The sequence below is a fragment of the Sulfitobacter sp. M22 genome (genome assembly GCF_021736025.1).
Taxonomy (GTDB): Bacteria; Pseudomonadota; Alphaproteobacteria; order Rhodobacterales; family Rhodobacteraceae; genus Sulfitobacter; species Sulfitobacter litoralis.
In genome coordinates this window covers 1840223-1856843 of record NZ_WMEC01000001.1, presented here as the reverse complement: position 1 = coordinate 1856843, position 16621 = coordinate 1840223, and the positions used below count along the sequence as shown (strand labels likewise).

At 59.3% G+C, this 16621-nt stretch carries 18 protein-coding genes, 1 tRNA gene and 1 riboswitch; of the genes, 9 read left to right on the top strand and 10 right to left on the bottom strand.

Annotated elements, in window-relative coordinates:
• Nucleotides 1-22: 22 nt before the first annotated feature.
• The 5 genes from GLP52_RS09140 to GLP52_RS09120 all read right to left on the bottom strand — a co-directional run bounded on the left by GLP52_RS09140 (nucleotide 23) and on the right by GLP52_RS09120 (nucleotide 5286).
• Complete coding sequence (locus tag GLP52_RS09140; protein WP_237273515.1) at nucleotides 23-1987, bottom strand: TonB-dependent receptor; 1965 nt, start codon at nucleotides 1985-1987, stop codon at nucleotides 23-25.
• Nucleotides 1887-2471: a hypothetical protein gene (locus GLP52_RS09135; RefSeq protein ID WP_237273514.1), complete on the bottom strand. Its 585-nt coding sequence runs from the start codon at nucleotides 2469-2471 to the stop codon at nucleotides 1887-1889. The genes GLP52_RS09140 and GLP52_RS09135 overlap by 101 nt, the downstream gene beginning before the upstream one ends.
• Before the next feature lie 165 nt (nucleotides 2472-2636).
• On the bottom strand, nucleotides 2637-3113 hold the full coding sequence (locus GLP52_RS09130) for a hypothetical protein (protein ID WP_093734291.1): 477 nt from the start codon (nucleotides 3111-3113) through the stop codon (nucleotides 2637-2639).
• Entirely contained in the window at nucleotides 3110-3274 is a 165-nt protein-coding gene (gene hemP / locus GLP52_RS09125) for a hemin uptake protein HemP (RefSeq protein ID WP_093734290.1), read from the bottom strand. The genes GLP52_RS09130 and hemP overlap by 4 nt, the downstream gene beginning before the upstream one ends.
• A gap of 368 nt (nucleotides 3275-3642) precedes the next feature.
• On the bottom strand, nucleotides 3643-5286 hold the full coding sequence (locus GLP52_RS09120; protein ID WP_093734289.1) for a BCCT family transporter: 1644 nt from the start codon (nucleotides 5284-5286) through the stop codon (nucleotides 3643-3645).
• A 396-nt stretch (nucleotides 5287-5682) separates the two neighbouring features.
• Here GLP52_RS09120 and GLP52_RS09115 point away from each other — a divergent pair, with 396 nt between their 5' ends.
• From GLP52_RS09115 to GLP52_RS09105, 3 genes are all read left to right on the top strand, one after another.
• The gene (locus tag GLP52_RS09115; protein ID WP_237272224.1) at nucleotides 5683-6414 is read left to right on the top strand and encodes a hypothetical protein; all 732 of its coding nucleotides are present in this window, start codon (nucleotides 5683-5685) and stop codon (nucleotides 6412-6414) included.
• Nucleotides 6415-6449: 35 nt separating this feature from the next.
• A riboswitch (cobalamin riboswitch) is annotated at nucleotides 6450-6627 on the top strand.
• Nucleotides 6628-6677: 50 nt separating this feature from the next.
• Entirely contained in the window at nucleotides 6678-7358 is a 681-nt protein-coding gene (gene bluB, locus GLP52_RS09110) for a 5,6-dimethylbenzimidazole synthase (protein WP_237272223.1), read from the top strand.
• A 229-nt stretch (nucleotides 7359-7587) separates the two neighbouring features.
• Nucleotides 7588-8586: a hypothetical protein gene (locus GLP52_RS09105; protein WP_237272222.1), complete on the top strand. Its 999-nt coding sequence runs from the start codon at nucleotides 7588-7590 to the stop codon at nucleotides 8584-8586.
• Between the two features lie 189 nt (nucleotides 8587-8775).
• Here GLP52_RS09105 and GLP52_RS09100 read toward each other — a convergent pair.
• A tRNA-Thr gene (locus tag GLP52_RS09100) sits at nucleotides 8776-8850 on the bottom strand.
• 84 nt (nucleotides 8851-8934) lie between these two features.
• On the opposite strand from GLP52_RS09100, the gene GLP52_RS09095 reads away from it, so the two are divergent.
• The 6 genes from GLP52_RS09095 (at nucleotide 8935) to GLP52_RS09070 (ending at nucleotide 13296) form a co-directional block, all read left to right on the top strand.
• Nucleotides 8935-9135 carry a hypothetical protein gene (locus GLP52_RS09095; RefSeq protein ID WP_093734285.1) on the top strand — a complete coding sequence of 67 codons (201 nt, stop codon included), beginning with the start codon at nucleotides 8935-8937 and terminating at the stop codon, nucleotides 9133-9135.
• A 3-nt stretch (nucleotides 9136-9138) separates the two neighbouring features.
• A complete protein-coding gene (gene murA, locus GLP52_RS09090; protein WP_237272221.1) occupies nucleotides 9139-10407 on the top strand; it encodes a UDP-N-acetylglucosamine 1-carboxyvinyltransferase in 1269 nt (422 codons plus the stop codon).
• Nucleotides 10404-10874, top strand: a complete 471-nt coding sequence (locus GLP52_RS09085; RefSeq protein WP_093734283.1) for a DUF2948 family protein — start codon at nucleotides 10404-10406, stop codon at nucleotides 10872-10874. The genes murA and GLP52_RS09085 overlap by 4 nt, the downstream gene beginning before the upstream one ends.
• Nucleotides 10875-10955: 81 nt before the next feature.
• A complete protein-coding gene (hisD, locus tag GLP52_RS09080) occupies nucleotides 10956-12257 on the top strand; it encodes a histidinol dehydrogenase (RefSeq protein WP_237272220.1) in 1302 nt (433 codons plus the stop codon).
• A 94-nt stretch (nucleotides 12258-12351) separates the two neighbouring features.
• Nucleotides 12352-12831, top strand: coding sequence for a UPF0262 family protein (locus GLP52_RS09075; RefSeq protein WP_237272219.1), 480 nt, complete (start codon nucleotides 12352-12354; stop codon nucleotides 12829-12831).
• Complete coding sequence (locus GLP52_RS09070; RefSeq protein ID WP_093734280.1) at nucleotides 12832-13296, top strand: arsenate-mycothiol transferase ArsC; 465 nt, start codon at nucleotides 12832-12834, stop codon at nucleotides 13294-13296.
• A gap of 36 nt (nucleotides 13297-13332) precedes the next feature.
• Here GLP52_RS09070 and GLP52_RS09065 read toward each other — a convergent pair whose 3' ends face one another.
• From GLP52_RS09065 to GLP52_RS09050, 4 genes are all read right to left on the bottom strand, one after another.
• On the bottom strand, nucleotides 13333-13692 hold the full coding sequence (locus GLP52_RS09065) for a hypothetical protein (RefSeq protein WP_093734279.1): 360 nt from the start codon (nucleotides 13690-13692) through the stop codon (nucleotides 13333-13335).
• A 155-nt stretch (nucleotides 13693-13847) separates the two neighbouring features.
• Nucleotides 13848-14840, bottom strand: coding sequence for a porin (locus GLP52_RS09060; RefSeq protein ID WP_237273513.1), 993 nt, complete (start codon nucleotides 14838-14840; stop codon nucleotides 13848-13850).
• A 44-nt stretch (nucleotides 14841-14884) separates the two neighbouring features.
• A complete protein-coding gene (locus tag GLP52_RS09055) occupies nucleotides 14885-16099 on the bottom strand; it encodes an IS256 family transposase (protein WP_237271104.1) in 1215 nt (404 codons plus the stop codon).
• The gene (locus GLP52_RS09050; RefSeq protein WP_237273512.1) at nucleotides 16044-16283 is read right to left on the bottom strand and encodes a hypothetical protein; all 240 of its coding nucleotides are present in this window, start codon (nucleotides 16281-16283) and stop codon (nucleotides 16044-16046) included. The genes GLP52_RS09055 and GLP52_RS09050 overlap by 56 nt, the downstream gene beginning before the upstream one ends.
• Between the last annotated feature and the right edge of the window lie 338 nt (nucleotides 16284-16621).

The window sequence follows — 16621 nt, the reverse complement described above, 5'->3', positions numbered from 1 at the left end:
GCCGCCAGCCTTGGTGTGTGGTTTAGAACTTCATGCTGACAGAGATGGACGCAGAGCGACCCGGTGCCACATAGACGAACGGCGTGCCGGAGCGGTACAGCGCGTCATAGTAGGTTTCGTCCAGCACGTTATCGATGCGGAAGTTGACCGAGGCATCATCCGTGATGTGGTAATCCGCCATCAGGTCAAAGCGCCAGTAGCTCGGCAGCTCGTTGCCGTTGGTGGCCGCGAATGCGCCGCCCTGAACGCTGCCGCGCCATGTGGCTTGACCGCCAAAGCTCCACTGGTCGTTATAGTCGTAACGGGCCAGTACGTTGAACTGCTCGTGCGCGATATTCGCGAACTCTTCGCCAACGTTGTCGGGGTTGCTGCTTTTCAGCACTTCGCTGTCCATCAGGGTCGCACCGCCGAAGAGGCTCAGCTTTTCGGTGATGTTGCCGCCAAAGCCCAGTTCGATCCCGCGGACGCGGTATTCACCGGTCGCGGTGGTCACAACAGGGGAGCCGCGGCCGCCTGTGCTTTCACGGGCGTTGTCCTTGGTGGTCTGGAACAGCGCAGCGGTGGCGGTCAGGTTGCCGAACTGCCATTTCGTGCCCAGTTCGATCGCGGTGTTTTCTTCGGGCTCAAGCAGAAGGTTCGAGGAATCGATCCCGTTATAGCTACCGCCACCTGCGTCCAGTTCATCCCCGACAGGGTTGGAGGAGGTGGCATAGGACAGGTAGACCGACCCGTTCTCACGTGGCTTCCAGACAACACCGGCGTTCCAGTTGAACAAGGTGTCATCGCGCGACAGCGTTTCAGCACCGGCTTGGGTGCTGGTCCGGCTGACGCTGTAATCATCCAGACGGGCACCAAGGTTCAGCTGCCACTTCGGGTTAAAGGTGATCGTGTCGTTCAGGTACAGCGACCGTGTGGTGACATCGGTCAGCGTCGCATCTGCGCTGCGCACCGGTGTCGCTGTGGAACAGCCGCTGGTGTCGGGGTTGTAGATCGCGACGGAGCACCCTTCAAGACGGTCTTCGGCTGTGCCGCCACCCACTTCGGAGGACAGCCCGACATAGCCACGCTGGCTGATCTCTTCACGCGAAAGCGCGAAGCCCGCGATCATGTCATGGCGCGCCGAGCCGGTGTTGAAACCAAAGGAAAGCTCGCTGGTGTTCGACGCCACTTCGTTGACCTGATACCGGCTTTTAGGAGAGGCGGTCAGCGTCCAGTTCTGCGGATCGGCATCCGAGGTGTCAGGGCGCTCAGGCGCCGACACGATATAGTCGTTCTCGGTCCGGCTCAGACGCGATCGGTTGGTGAAGGTCATGCCCGGTGTGATTTCAAAGGTCGCGCCGAATGTGGCGACGCTTTGTGTCGCATCGTGGAAGTCGCGGTCGGGGTTGCCGTAGAAGGTGTCGCGGTCCAGCGTCGGACGACCCGCACCGGCTTCGGTGAAGGGCACGTTGTTGGTGCCATCCCATGGAACGCCCCAGTCGGGCATCTGCTTCATCTGCAGCTGGTAGGCTTCGAAATCCAGTGTTAAACGGTCGGTCGCTTCGTATTCGGCAGCGATGGACAGGCCCAGACGGTCGTCTTTGCTACCATCGCGGCCTGCAACGTCGCTGACTTGGGCGACGGCACCGATGCGGGTCTTGAAACGGTCGTTCCAGACCTTGTTCCAGTCCACTTCCTGACGTGCCAGATCGGCGGTGCCAAAGGTCGTGGTGGTTTTGACAAAGTCCGTGTCCTGCGCCTTTTTGGTCACCAGATTGACCGCGCCGCCCGTGGTGGAACGCCCACCGATGGAGCCGGACGGCCCTTTGGTGATCTCGACCTGTTCGGCCATAAAGGTTTCGCGCACGGCCACGCCGGAATCCCGCACGCCGTCGATGAAGACGTCGTTAGAGGACCGGAAACCGCGAATGAACAGAACGTCGCCGAATGCGTTGCCGCCTTCGCCGGTGCCCAATGTAATGCCGGGGGGTGGTGCGGGCGAGTTCACGCACCGAGGTCGCGTTCTTGTCGCGCAGCACGTCTTGAGTGACTGCGGTGACGGTCCGCGGTGTATCGACCAGCGGTTGCGTCAGCAGCGAGTTGCCCGATTGTACGGCCTGATATCCGGCTTCGGGGTTGGCGTAGGGCGACAAGCCATTCTCGCCAGCGACGGGCGCGGCGGGGGCGGCTGCAACGGGGGCCTCGGCCACGACAGGTGCAGGGGCGGGTGCCGGTGTCGCGCGGGGGGCAGGGGCCGCCGCGGCGCGTTTCTTGGCGGGTTGTGGCTTGGGCTTGGCAGCCTGCGGCTCTGAGGTTTCAACCTCGATCCCGGGAAGCAGCAGCGGCTCGTCGCTGGATTGCGCATAAAGTGCTGCAGGAGACGTTGCGCCGATGGCGGCGGCCGTCATCATGCCGATGCTGCGGCTGGCCGTATGGCCCCGCAAGCTGTGGGGTGTTTTCATCTGTGTCATATCGCCCTCGTCATTGCCCATTCGGGCTGCTTTTAGGGGGCTGGTCACGACGATTGGCTACCTGTTATGGGGCGGGGTACTAAAGCCGATTAAAACAATCAAGTATTAAAGTTCAGTCGCCTTATGAAATTTTTTATGGGTTGCCGCCCTGCACGTTTTGCGGCGAAAAGCGCAGGCCTGCGTTAATCAATGCAGCGTTCGTGCTGCTTCACTCCGGGCGATGTCGCGTGGCGCACTCAGGTGCATGCGCTTGAGCGCGAGGCCAAAATCAGCCGCAAGCGATGCCACCAGCGGGGCCATATCTGCGCGTACCAGCAGGGTTGCGATCAGCATTGCATCTTCGCGCTGGCCCTCGGTGGCTGTAGCGATGAAATGCGCAAAGCAGGATTCATCAGCGCCAAGACATTTGCACGTCACAGAGTGGCGCATCAAAGGACGGCGACCGAACCGCGCACAAAGCGAGCAGAGCTGTTCAAACGTGGCGCGCGCCTTGGACCCGCTGGTGTTACCCAGAACGCTGGCCAGATCGCTGCCGACTTTTTCCTGCGCATCGGGCCCGTCACACCACATCCGCAAATAGATAACCGACGCCGCCTGAAGGCTGTCTAGCTCTGTGATAAACCCTACCGGCGCACCGCCGGGGTGCTGATGTGCATCCCTCATTTGGTCAGAATCAACTTGCCAGCACGCGTGATCCGCAACGTGTAGGTCTGGGTATCCAGCACGATTTGCGCCAGATCTCCGCCTTCGGTCAGGTCGCGGGCGGAATAGGTCGGAAGCGCGTTCATCGGGGTCTGGGTCTTTGGGGGGGCGTGAAAGGTCATAGGGCTGCTCTCTCGGTTGGCGTGAATAGGGGGGGCGGCACGCGGCGCGCAAAATCAGGCGGTCTGCTGGCGCAGACCTGACGGATCACGGCAATATGCGTTTTGGGAATTGGGATCATCATGGGACTCCTCACATCAAATGTGTCGGGCGTCCCCGTGATTGTACGCGGGGTGGCTAGACGTTGCACTAAACCTGATTGAATTAATAGGGCATGTCAATCCGACAGTTTTAGTCGGAATATAGAGGACGGAGGAGTGCCAGTGATATTGCCCCCGAGGCGGGGCATAAAAATACCCCCCGCAGCGTAGGGCCACGGGGGGTATTGATCTTGTCGGCGCTCAGATAATGAACGCATCAGGTTCAGGTGTTAATGCGACTTCATCTCGTCGCGCAGGCCACGAATGATGGCATAGCACAAGAACAGCAGAACCACGGTAAACGGCAAACCGGTCGAGATAACCATCGACTGCAAGGATTTGAGCCCGCCTGCCGAAAGCAGCAGCACGATCGCGACCGCACCTTCGAAGATGCACCAGAACACGCGCTGTGGCACGGGCGCATCGACTTTGCCGCCTGCCGTGATCGTGTCGATCACCAGCGAGCCGGAGTCCGACGAGGTCACAAAGAACACGATGACCAGCACAATGCCGATCAGCGATGTGATCCCGGCGAGGGGTAGCGCATCAAGCATCGCGAACAACTGGCGCGGCAGCTCTGCTTCTTGTGCGGCGGTGTAACCGTCGCTGATCACCTGGTCGATTGCCATGCCACCAAAGACGCTCATCCACAGGACGCAGACTACGCTCGGGATCAGTAGGACGCAGGTCAGGAACTCGCGCACCGAACGGCCACGGCTGACGCGGGCGATAAACATCCCCACGAAAGGCGACCAGCTGATCCACCATGCCCAGTAAAATGACGTCCAGCCTTGCATGAAGTTCACGTCTTCGCGGCCAACCGGGTTGGACAGGGCAGGCAGGTATTCACCATAGGCCAGCAGGGACGATCCAAAGGTTGACAGGATCGCCCATGTCGGACCCACCAGAAGCACAAACACCAGCAACAGGAACGCCAGACCCATGTTGATCTCGGACAGGATTTTAACACCACCGTCCAAACCGCGCAGCACTGAGACTGTCGCAATCGCGGTGATACCGGTAATCAACAGAACCTGAGCTGTCGGGCCGACTGGCAGGCCAAAGAGCTCGTTCAGACCCGCGTTGGCTTGTGTTGCACCGAGACCCAGCGACGTCGCCAAGCCAAAGAGCGTGGCAAACACCGCTAGAATGTCGATCAGGTGACCCGGCCAGCCCCAAACACGTTCGCCCAGGATCGGGTAAAACGCAGAGCGGATGGTCAGAGGAAGACCCTTGTTATAGCTGAACAGCGCCAGCGCCAGCCCGACAACGGCATAGATCGCCCAAGGGTGCAGACCCCAGTGGTAGATCGTGGCCGCCATACCCAGACGCACCGCTTCGGCTTGATCGCCCGCGGCCGCGCCCAAAGGTGCCCAATCGGTGCGCAGGCCGTCTTCGCCAACAGCAGTGCCGCCCATGGAGCTTGAGAAATGCGACAGCGGTTCAGAGACGCCATAGAACATCAGACCGATGCCCATGCCGGCCGCGAACAGCATCGAGAACCACCCAAGGTACGTATAGTCGGGGGTCGCATCCGCACCGCCAAGACGCACACGACCCAAAGGCGTGACGATCAGCATCAGGCAGAAAATTACAAACACGTTGCCGGCAGAGATAAAGAACCAGTCAAAGCCCTTTGTCACTGACGAAAACAGCCAAGTGAACAATGCGCCCGAGTGTTCGGGCAGGGCGAGCGTGTAGAAAACAAAGGCGATGATGAACACGCCCGAGATCGCAAAGACCGGGTTGTGAATGTCAAAGCCGAAGGGCCCGACGCTGCCTTCTTTGTTGTCTTGGCCAATTTCGTAATCGGTGTCGATTACGGCAGCGGCCCCGTCGGGTGTCGGGATACCCGGCGACGTTTCATCCGTCATGAGATGCACTCCATTCTAAAGTATATGCGACCGAACATAGCGCAACTCCGACAAAACGGCCACCGTGACGCGTCGGATTAAGCAATGAATATCGTGGTTTAGATCCTGAATGCGGGGTTGACGCCCATTGGTGGGGCATCGGCTATACGTTTTTACCCCGATTTACCGCGAATCCCCTGTGCCGATGCTTAGGCGCTTGCGGCAGATGCTTTGACCTATCGCGCCGCTAAGTTCCGTCTGAACGAAGGGGGCAACCGCACGGCGGCATAGCTCTCTATCCCAAAAGATACTGCCCCCTATCCGTCGATGCCCCCGACCCCCCTGCTTGCGCAAATGAAAGCGCAGCCGTCAGCGGTCACGATAGGACCATGACGATTTTTTATCTTGGGGGAAGACATGAAAGTTACACACACACTGCCAATTCTTGCCACGGCCGCACTGATGGCCGCCACCGCTGCCAGCGCTGATAGTTTCAGCCTCTCGGGCACCCGGTCAGCCATGCAAAGCGATATTTCGTTCAACGTTATGCAATCCGCCGGACAGGGGCAGATCAAACTGCGTCCCAAGGTCCAGCCCAAGGTGCATGCCCGCACGACTACCATCAGCAGCCGCAGCCGGTCCTTTCAGGCGTTCAGTGGTATCAGCACGGCGGCTGACCTCAAAAGCCTCATTGCTTGGGCCGAGGCCGGCCCTAAAGGGTACGACGCCGTGCAATACGGGGCCAAGCGCCTGCCGCCGCAGCGCCCGACACAGATGACCATCGGCGAAATCTATCGCTGGATTGACCGCACACCCGGACAGCAACACGCCATTGGGCGGTATCAGTTCATACCAGCCACCTTGCGCAGCCTTGTGCGTCAGGCAGGGCTTAGCAAAAACGACCGCTTTACGCCAAAGCTGCAGGACGGGCTGGCAGATATTCTCTTGGCCGATGCGGGTTTTGTCTCGTTTAAGAAGGGCGAGATCAGCCGTCACCGGTTCATGGAGAACCTTGCGCGCATCTGGGCCGGGTTTCCCACGGCGAGCGGGCGGTCCTATTATCACGGCTATGCCGGCAACAAGGCAGTCATTTCGTGGAACGAGTTCGACGCCGTCATGAGAAAGATTTTCGCGACCAAACGCGGCTGATCCCGCGATAGGGCTTGTTCCGGGCGGATCGCCGTGGCCCAATAGGGCGGTCTGGTGTCCGCATGGCGGAAGAATCGGGAAGCGGGTGAAAGTCCCGCACGTGCCCAACGCTGTAATGGGGATGGTTTGCGCCTAGGCCACTGGAGATATCCGGGAAGGCGCGTGAACCAGAAGACCCTAAGTCAGAAGACCGGCCAGACAGTACAGCTTGCACCGCATGGACAGCGGGACAGGCGCTGAAATGTATTGTTGGGGAATGAACAATGCCGATACCGTCCGCGCTGGCACCCGCCGCGCCTTTCTCAGATGCTGAACGTGATGCCGTGTACAAGGCGATCTTTACCCGCCGTGATGTGCGCGACCAGTTTTTGCCTGACCCCGTTGCAGATGATGTCTTGTACCGGATTTTGACCGCCGCGCATCACGCGCCTTCGGTCGGCCTGTCACAACCGTGGAATTTCATCGTGATCCGCGACCAGCAGGCGCGCGATCAGGTCTGGGAGGCCTTTAACACCGCGAACGAGGAAGCCGCCCAGATGTTCGAGGGCGACCGCCAGACGACCTACCGGTCGCTCAAGCTCGAAGGCATACGCAAGGCTCCCGTCAATATATGCGTGACCTGTGACCGCAGCCGTGGCGGCAAGGTCGTGTTGGGCCGCACCCACAATCAAAGCATGGACCTTTATAGCACCGTTTGCGCGATCCAGAACCTTTGGCTTGCCGCGCGCGCGGAAGGCATCGGCATGGGGTGGGTCAGTGTGTTCCACGATGCGGATTTGCGCAGCTTGCTGGATATCCCAGACCGCATAGAGATCGTCGGCTACCTGTGTTTGGGGCACGTCGACGAGATGTATCAAACGCCCGAGCTTGAAGTGAAGGGCTGGAGCAAGCGGCTCCCCGTAAATGATATGATCTTTGACGGCAAATGGCAGGGCGACCCTTAAAGGAGGCTTTGACCGCTGTGTCACAGGACATGTCGAATATTTGAGCAACTGGCGGAACTTTGCCGGTTCCATGACGTTCCCCCTGTGAAGCCTGCGTATGTCGCGCGGGCGCTGACAGAGGATTATTTCAAATGGGCGGCATCATTTATCTCGTAGGTCTTGTGGTTGTTGTCATGGCGGTTCTTTCGCTCATCGGCCTAGCGTAATTCAACGCCGGGGAGGCATTAACATGGATACGACACTTACTGACAAAACACCCGACGGATCATACGTCGACTGGCCTGCAATTTTCGCAGGTACCGTTGTCGCCGTGGCCATTGGCCTGTTGCTGACCAGCTTTGGCGCGGCGCTCGGCTTGGCGTCGATCACGCTGGACGGGACAGATGACTCTTCTACACTTGAACTGGTGCTGACGGCGCTGTGGCTGGTGATCACACTGGTCGCGTCCTACCTTGCAGGGGGCTATATCGCTGGCCGTATGCGCCGCCGCGTTGAAAGCGCGACGGAAGACGAAGTGACTGCACGTGACGGCATCAATGGTCTGGTTGTTTGGGGCCTCGGGTCGGTTATCACTGCCGTTATGCTGTCCACCGCCTTTACTTTTGCCGCCAACACCGCAGGCAATGTTGCTGCTGGTGCAGGCAAAGCAGCCGGTACTGTTGTCGAAGCTGCAGGCTCTGCCGTGGGCGGCGCTGCAGCTGGGCTGGCTGATGCTGCCGGTGCGGCGATTCCGGACGAAGCAAAGAACGATCCGACTGACTACCTGTCGAACCAGCTTTTGCGTCCAAATCAGGTTAACCCGACCACTGCTGATCCAGAGGAGCTGGCACAACAGACCGCCAGCATTATGGCTAATGTCTACCGGACGGGCGAAGTGAGCGAAGAGGATCGGACCTATCTTGCCGGTGCCGTCGCTGCACGTACCGATCTGACACAAGCTCAGGCGAAAACGCGTGTCGATACGGTCGTGACCGAAGCGCAGGACGCGCGCCAAGAGGCCGAAGAGGCAATCGCCGCAGCCAAGGCAGAAGCCGAGCAAGCTGCTGAAGAAGCGAAAGAAGCTGCAATTGACGCAGCTCAGGCAGCCCGTAACGCGGCCATTCTGACAGCCTTTGTTCTGGCTGCTGCGTCGTTGATCGCCGGTGTCGCATCAGTTGCAGGGTCGGTCCACGGTGGCCGTCACCGCGACCAAGGCCGCTTGTTTGCCGGTCTGACATACCGCGGTTAATCCGCATTACGTGAAAATTGAGACCCCGGCTGCACATGTGGTCGGGGTTTTTTCGTTCCAGCGGCGATTCGCGAAGGTGTGCACGGCACGGAACCGTAACTGGTCAGCAGAACGCCGATCAGCTGGGCAACTCAGCTGCGAAACTTGAACAGAGGCAAAGGCAATAAGATATGATCATTAAGGGGGATCTGGTGCTGAAGGGGAGGATTGAACTCCCGACCTCGTCATTACCAATGACGCGCTCTACCACTGAGCTACTCCAGCACTGTGGGCGGGTGATTAGCCCCATTCGCAATATGGTGCAAGCGTAATCTGGACCATATCGGTTCGCTACGCTAGACAATCGACATGTCAAAGGATACCGCCCCTCAAAAGCCGCCAAAACCCAATGAATTGCGGGAAGACAGGCTAAAGGCCGCGCTGAAAGCCAATATGGGCCGACGCAAGGCGCAAGCGCGTGCGCGCAGCGACAAAACCCAAAGCGACGACGCGCAGAATGATAGCACGCAGACAGATAACGGCCCGACCGGCCAAAGCAAGGAAGGCTGAAGGATGGATTCTATTGTGGTCAAAGGCGGCGGTGAGCTGTCCGGACAAATTCCGATTGCGGGGGCCAAGAACGCTTGTCTGACGTTGATGCCCGCGACCCTTCTGTCCGAAGAGCCGCTGACGCTGACCAACGCGCCGCGCCTGTCCGATATTCGCACGATGACCGAATTGCTGCGGTCCTTGGGCGCAGAGGTGACATCAATGCAGGACGGTCAGGTTCTGGCGATGTCGTGTCATGGCGACATCAACACACGCGCCGAATATGACATCGTGCGCAAGATGCGGGCGTCGAACCTTGTGCTAGGCCCGCTCTTGGCCCGCGAAGGGCACGCGCAGGTGTCGCTTCCCGGTGGGTGCGCGATCGGTGCGCGTCCGATGGATATTCACACCGATGGTCTGGCCCTGATGGGCGCAGAGATCGACTTGCGTGACGGTTATCTGCACGCCAAGGCGCAAGGCGGCGCATTGAGAGGTGCGGTCATCGACTTCCCCTTTGCCTCTGTCGGCGCGACCGAGAACATCATGATGGCCGCGACGTTGGCCAAGGGGACGACGGTGATCAACAACGCCGCCCGCGAGCCCGAGATCGTGGACCTTGCCGACTGCCTGCGCGCTATGGGCGCACAGATTGACGGCGACGGCACCAGCCGGATCGAGATTCAGGGCGTGGACCGTCTGCATGGGGCCACCCACCGGGTTGTGACCGACCGGATCGAACTGGGCACCTATATGCTTGCCCCCGCGATGTGCGGTGGCGAAGTCGAACTGCTGGGCGGGCGCATCAACCTGCTATCGGCCTTTTGTGAAAAGCTGGATGCCGCAGGGATCGATGTGACCGAGACCGACAAGGGGCTCAAGGTCGCGCGGCGCAATGGTGTGATCAGCGCGGTCGATGTGACGACCGAACCTTTCCCGGGCTTTCCAACCGACCTGCAGGCGCAGATGATGGCGCTGCTCTGTACGGCGGACGGCACTTCGGTGCTGGAAGAGAAAATCTTTGAGAACCGCTTTATGCACGCGCCGGAGCTGATCCGCATGGGGGCAAATATTGAAGTCCATGGTGGCACCGCGACTGTTCATGGCGTCAAAAAGTTGAAAGGTGCGCCGGTGATGGCGACCGATTTGCGGGCGTCGATCTCGTTGATCCTTGCCGGTATGGCCGCCGAAGGTGAAACACGCGTCAGCCGCGTTTACCATCTGGATCGCGGGTACGAACATGTGGTGGCAAAACTGCGCGGCGTGGGCGCAAATATTGAACGGATCAAAGAATGACCGAAGATGCACGTTTCGAAGACGGGCGCGAAGCCCCGCTGAACCTCGGCGCGTTGGACGTCGAAGACCTCAAGGTGATCTCGTCGCTGGCGCAGGATGCTGTGTTTCCGGGGTCGGAAATGCGTTGGCTGCAAAAGGAAGGGCGCTTTGCCTTGCTGCTGAACCGCGTTCGCTGGGAGGACGCCGGCAAGTCGCGTCACGCCCCGGAACGCGTGCAAACCATTTTGATGTTCAGCAACGTGCAGCGCGTCTCAAGCCAGGGCGTGAACAAGGGCGATGCGGATACCATCCTGTCGCTGTTGCAGATCGAATTCACCGAAACCGACGCGCCATCGGGTGACGTGCTGCTGACACTCGCAGGGGACGGCGTGATTCGTCTGACCGTCGAAGCGCTGGATGTGACCTTGAAGGATGTGACGCGCCCCTATGCGGCCCCGTCACGCAAGCTTCCGGAACATCCGGCCTAAGCGTTCTTTCTTGTCCCTCGTCGCGCAGCCTGACTGTGCGACGATTCTTCAAAGCCCATTGCGCCGCGCAAAGGACATCCGATGCCCCAATTCCTAGACTTTGATCAGCCCGATTTTGAACAGGCGTTTACAGCGCTGCTGTCGGCCAAACGCGAAGACAGCCCCGATGTGGACGACACGGTCGCCGACATTATCGCGCAGGTTCGCGCGTCGGGTGATGCGGCTGTGATCGCATTGACCAAGAAATTCGACCGTATCGCCCTGACGCCCGAGACCCTGCGCATCACGGTAGCCGAAGTTGACGCGGCCGTGGCCGAAGTATCGACCGAGGACCGTGCCGCGCTTGAGCTTGCCGCCGCGCGTATCCGCGCCTACCACGCGCGCCAATTGCCAGAGGATGCCGAATGGCAGGACGACACGGGTGCAACGCTCGGCTGGCGGTGGAGCGCGGTTTCTGCCGCAGGGCTTTATGTGCCGGGCGGTCTGGCGAGCTATCCGTCCTCTGTTTTGATGAATGCGATCCCTGCCAAGGTTGCGGGCGTCGAACGGCTTGCGATGGTTGTGCCCACGCCGGATGGGGTTTTGAACCCGCTGGTGTTGCTGGCTGCGCGGCTGGCGGGCGTCGATGAGATTTACCGCATCGGCGGGGCGCAGGCAGTGGCCGCACTGGCCTATGGCACCGACACGATCCCGCCCGTCGACAAGATCACCGGCCCCGGCAACGCCTATGTTGCCGCCGCGAAACGGCGGGTGTTCGGCAAGGTTGGCATTGATATGATCGCGGGGCCGTCGGAAATTCTTGTGATCGCGGATGGGGATAATGACGCCGATTGGATCGCACTCGATCTGCTCAGCCAGGCCGAGCACGATGAAAGCGCCCAGTCGATCCTGATCACCACAGATCCGGCGTTTGGCCGCGCTGTATCGGATGCCGTGGATGCCCGACTGGAAACGCTGGAACGGCGCGCGATTGCGGGCACCAGCTGGCGCGAGAACGGGGCGATCATCACCGTGCCGGATCTGGCGACCGCCGCCAAGCTGAGCAACCGTATCGCTCCTGAGCACCTTGAACTTTGCGTCGCGGATGTGGATGCGCTGAGCGCGCAGATCACCCACGCGGGCGCGATCTTCCTTGGTCAATGGACGCCAGAAGCGATTGGCGATTACGTTGGCGGGCCGAACCACGTGTTGCCAACGGCACGCTCTGCACGGTTCTCCAGCGGGCTGTCCGTGTTAGATTTTATGAAGCGGACGACTTTGGCGCGGATGACACCGGATGCGTTACGCGCCATTGGCCCGTCGGCAGAACGACTGGCGCGATCCGAAAGCCTCGAGGCACACGGATTGTCGGTGACCGCGCGGTTGCGCAAACTGAACGACTGACGCAACGGCCCCATGTTCGGTCTGCCGATGCCAATTGTAGAACCCCGCCGCCCGGTCTAAGGTCGGCGGGATTGACACTAAATGAGACGTCCCCATGTCCCGGATCACGCATATTGCGCTTGACGACGCGAACCTGCCCCCACCCACGCCCGAGATAGAACAAGAGCGCAAGGTCGCGATGTTTGACCTGCTGGAGGATAACGTTTTTACCCTGCCAGTGCGCGACGACCGTCCTGTGCCACAGGGGCCGTACCATCTGGGACTGTCGATCCGCGACAAACGTTTGGTGTTTGATGTGAACACTGAAGCCGCTGAAAAGGCGGCAGAATTCCATCTGTCGCTGGGGCCATTCCGGCAGGTTGTCAAAGACTACTTCCAGATTTGCGAATCCTACTTTGAGGCCGTCAAGAAATCAGCGCCAGCTCAGATCGAGACCATCGATATGGCGCGACGCGGGATTCACAACGAAGGCTCTCGGGTGCTGCAAGAGCGGCTTGAAGGCAAGGCCGAGATCGACACCGACACGGCCCGCCGCCTGTTCACCCTGATCTGCGTTCTGCATTACGGCGGCTAGATGATCCAGAAACTGCCCCAATCGGTGCTGTTTTGCTGCGATCACAACGCGGTACGGTCGCCTATGGCCGAAGGGTTGATGAAAAAGTTCTACGGCACGGGCACCTATGTACAATCCGTCGGCGTGATGAACGATCTCGAGATCGACGGCTTTTCGATCGCAGTTTGCCAAGAACTGGACGTTGAGCTGTCGCGCCATCGGTCGCGCAGCTTTGACGAGATGGAAAATTGGGGCGATGACCTAAGTTCGTTTGACCTGATCATCGCGCTGAGCCCTGCCAGCCAACGCCGCGCGCTGGAGCTGACACGCTTTTATCACCTGACGGTGGAATATTGGCCCATTCTTGATCCGACGGGCTTGGGTGAAACCCGTGAGGCCAAGATAGAACAGTATCGGGCGGCCCGCGATCAGATCAAGGATCGCCTGATCGACCGTTTCGGCCCGCCAACACGCCCAACGTCTTAGGGCAGGGGGCCCCCCTGCCGCCGGAACCTTAATTATTCAGGTGGCGCTGCACAGGGTCGATGCGGTCTGCCCGTAGGCTTTCCAGACGGCCCAGAAATCATTGTCGCTTTTGTTATCGGACTGGCGCGCCTCTTGCAGGGTGTGCGGGTCGCCGAATACGCGCGCACCGCGGCGTTGATCAGACGAGGAAAGCTCTCTGTCGGCGACGGCCTGAATGCATCCGCAGCGTGCGGCGCTGGCTTGTTTGCGACCCGACTGCAAGCAAGCGGAATTAATCGGTCCCGTGGCAAAAAGCACAGCGCCCCGGCCAAGTCCGCCGCTGGGGTTATAGCCGCGCGGCCCCCCGCAAGCGGCCAGCGTGCCAACAACACATAAAATCGTGAAAAGTCGTACCATCGTTTTGCCTCATCTCTTGGACGCCGGGTTGATCCCGAGGCTGCCCTAACTGCTGCTGGCATTTATGCCGTAAAACTGCAGGTTGGGCAATTCACGATTGATGATGCAAACGGAAATGCCTTTGCCCAAAAAGATCGGGCAAAGGCGAATGTTGCTTAGAACTCCCAGCGTGCGCCGACGAAGGTCACGTCCAGATCCTGATAGGATGCCGACGCGTCGTCGAAGTCATAGCTGCGGTGTGTCGCGTAAAGCTCGGTGTTATACGCATCAAGACGCTGCACAACGGCGACACCCACGGAAGAGGTGCTGGAGCCTGCGACAACGAAATCGTTCCCGTCGTAGTAATCAACCGAGAAGGATGTCTCGCCCGCGGCGATGTAATCGCGCGTGATGCCTGCTTTGATGTAAGCGTAATCCGCGTCACCCGCGACTTTGCGGCCAGCAGAAACGGCAAGGTTCAGACCGGTTGGTTGGTGCAGAACAGCGGCGGAGCCCATGACCAGATCGTTGCTGGTGTCACGGAACGAATAGCCTAGACGTGCATCGACCGAATAGTCGCCGTAGTCTTGAACGTAGCGTGTACCAACATCGGTGTAGTCGTTGTCATTGCCCGAGCTCAGGACTTCTTGACCGTAGGATACGGAGGCAGAGAAGCCGTTGAAGACTGGGGTGTCATAGCGAACGCGGAAACGACGGCTGCCGTCAAACGACCCGTTGGTGTCCCCGATTGCGACGCTCGACAGGGAGCCGTCTGCAAAACGCAGCAGTTGGCTGCCCGCGATATCGCTGATGCCTACATAGGCTGCAACGCCGGTACGCGAGAAGTCTGCTTCGGCGGAGCCGTCTGTCGACGTGCTACCCTGACCAAACGAGAAGATACCCGCGTTTGGTGTGCGGTACGCCAGTTCCAGCTTGCGCAGCTCGGTGCGGTGGTAGTCGACGTCCAGGCTGTCGTCGGAACCGTTGATGGCGGAAGACCCGGTCAGGCCAAGGCCCGCTTCGAAGGTCAGGCGCAATTCGGAGCCGTTTTGCAGCGCTTGGGTCATGGTCAGGCCGACGCGGCTGTTGGAGTTATCGTTGTCGATAAACGTGGTGTTTGTATCGACGCCGTCGTCAACGCTCAGAACGCCAAAGTTCGGGAGTGTCATGAACTTTGTGTATCTGGTCTGGCCCATGCGGGTTTTAGATACAGTCACGCATTGAAGCGATCCTCAAACATTATGGCGAAATGATTGCGGGCCGCAAACCATTCTCGAACATTTCGGCCGCCTTTCTCAAACTTGCGGATCGCCAAGTAGATCAGCTTCGTGGCTGCGCCTTCGGTCGGGAACGATCCCCGCGTCTTAATCGATTTGCGGATTCCACGGTTCAAGCTTTCAATTGCGTTGGTGGTGTAGATGATCTTTCGGATGGCGGGATCAAAAGCAAAGAACGGGATCACTTCCTGCCAAGCCCTGCGCCAGGCCGGTGCGATGGAGGCATATTTTCCGGCCCATTTTTCCTCGAAGGCATCCAACTCCAAACCAGCTTGATCGGCTGTAGGGGCGCTGTAAATCCGCCGTAGATCAGCGGCCACTTCCTTGCGATCTTTCCAGGCACAGAAGTTCAACGAGTGGCGCACGAGATGGACAATGCACGTTTGCACGGTCGCGTCCGGAAAGGCTGCTGTGATGGCATCAGGGAAGCCCTTGAGACCGTCTACGACCGCAATCAGGATGTCTTGCAGCCCACGGTTCTTAAGCTCTGTCATCACGGAGAGCCAAAATTTGGCGCCCTCGTTGTCAGCGATCCAAAGACCGAGAACCTCGCGCACGCCATCCTTGCTGACGCCAAGGGCCACGTAGACGGCTTTGTTCTTGACCATGCGGCTATCGGCGTCACGGATTTTGACCCGTAGAGCGTCAAAAATGACGATGGGATACATCCGGTCCAGCGCCCGGGACTGCCATTCCCGAACCTCATCCAGCACCGCATCGGTCACGCGGCTGATCAAGTCTGGCGAAACTTGCAGGCCATAGACGTCCTCAAGATGAGCACGGATATCGCGGACCGTCAGACCGGCTGCGTAGAGGCCAATGATCTTGTCATCCATCCCATCAATGCGGGTCTGACCCTTCTTCACCAGTTCAGGTTCGAAGCTACCGTCCCGGTCCCGTGGCACAGCGATAGGCAGTTCGCCGTCTTGCCCCTTCAATCTCTTGGCGGATGACCCGTTGCGACGGTTGGTCTGATCAGGCGGGGCATCCTTGCCGTCTTCATAGCCCAAATGTGACGTCAACTCAGCACCGAGCATTCGCTCCATCAGCTTGATCTTGAGCTCTTTCATTAGACCGGCATCGCCAAGCAGGTCTTCAGGCCGCTCGCAGCCCTTCAGTAGTTCGTCCAGCAGTTCCTCGGATATGGTCATCGTCCTTGCTCCTCTCAGGAAGCATGGACCAGATCGCAGTTACACAGAAGATCGGACACTCTCCAAAGTTCAGCTGGCCGTAAACGTCCCAGACGGGACCTTCTTGGGCCTGAGCCAACGCGGGAAGCGATGCCAAGCCAAGAGCTGCAACGGTCACTGTGCCAAGCGAGTGTTTCATCTTCATCTCAAAATTCCTTATTCGCCCTATCTGCGAGGGTGCAGATCATTTGAGAAGGTTCCTCTAACAGGAGGCTCCGATGGGTGGAACTGTAAGGCGGCCATACTAAATGGCTGTGTTGCATCCTTGCGTAGGGCGAGGGTACCGCTCGGTACCGCGCGCCTCCTTGCTACATTGGCTCGAACGACGGTATGCGGATTTTGCATGCCAGATGCCCGCGAAAAAATCGCATCTCCCCTTTGACAGTCGCGATCAGAATGCAGGTAAATCCGCCCATGCGTCCATGACGCCCCAAGGATCAACGGGAACAGGCGATCCAGCCCATTGACCAGCGCATGAATCCG

Excerpts from the sequence above, each read along its gene's own strand:
- GLP52_RS09135 (WP_237273514.1), bottom strand. The coding sequence starts at position 2,471 with ATGGGCAATGACGAGGGCGATATGACACAGATGAAAACACCCCACAGC.
- GLP52_RS09085 (WP_093734283.1), top strand. The coding sequence starts at position 10,404 with ATGACCGAAGATGCACGTTTCGAAGACGGGCGCGAAGCCCCGCTGAAC.
- GLP52_RS09095 (WP_093734285.1), top strand. The coding sequence starts at position 8,935 with ATGTCAAAGGATACCGCCCCTCAAAAGCCGCCAAAACCCAATGAATTG.
- hisD (WP_237272220.1), top strand. The coding sequence starts at position 10,956 with ATGCCCCAATTCCTAGACTTTGATCAGCCCGATTTTGAACAGGCGTTT.
- GLP52_RS09050 (WP_237273512.1), bottom strand. The coding sequence starts at position 16,283 with ATGAAGATGAAACACTCGCTTGGCACAGTGACCGTTGCAGCTCTTGGC.
- GLP52_RS09055 (WP_237271104.1), bottom strand. The coding sequence starts at position 16,099 with ATGACCATATCCGAGGAACTGCTGGACGAACTACTGAAGGGCTGCGAG.
- GLP52_RS09120 (WP_093734289.1), bottom strand. The coding sequence starts at position 5,286 with ATGACGGATGAAACGTCGCCGGGTATCCCGACACCCGACGGGGCCGCT.
- hemP (WP_093734290.1), bottom strand. The coding sequence starts at position 3,274 with ATGACCTTTCACGCCCCCCCAAAGACCCAGACCCCGATGAACGCGCTT.
- GLP52_RS09075 (WP_237272219.1), top strand. The coding sequence starts at position 12,352 with ATGTCCCGGATCACGCATATTGCGCTTGACGACGCGAACCTGCCCCCA.
- GLP52_RS09060 (WP_237273513.1), bottom strand. The coding sequence starts at position 14,840 with ATGACACTCCCGAACTTTGGCGTTCTGAGCGTTGACGACGGCGTCGAT.
- GLP52_RS09130 (WP_093734291.1), bottom strand. The coding sequence starts at position 3,113 with ATGAGGGATGCACATCAGCACCCCGGCGGTGCGCCGGTAGGGTTTATC.
- GLP52_RS09070 (WP_093734280.1), top strand. The coding sequence starts at position 12,832 with ATGATCCAGAAACTGCCCCAATCGGTGCTGTTTTGCTGCGATCACAAC.
- GLP52_RS09115 (WP_237272224.1), top strand. The coding sequence starts at position 5,683 with ATGAAAGTTACACACACACTGCCAATTCTTGCCACGGCCGCACTGATG.
- murA (WP_237272221.1), top strand. The coding sequence starts at position 9,139 with ATGGATTCTATTGTGGTCAAAGGCGGCGGTGAGCTGTCCGGACAAATT.
- GLP52_RS09065 (WP_093734279.1), bottom strand. The coding sequence starts at position 13,692 with ATGGTACGACTTTTCACGATTTTATGTGTTGTTGGCACGCTGGCCGCT.
- bluB (WP_237272223.1), top strand. The coding sequence starts at position 6,678 with ATGCCGATACCGTCCGCGCTGGCACCCGCCGCGCCTTTCTCAGATGCT.
- GLP52_RS09105 (WP_237272222.1), top strand. The coding sequence starts at position 7,588 with ATGGATACGACACTTACTGACAAAACACCCGACGGATCATACGTCGAC.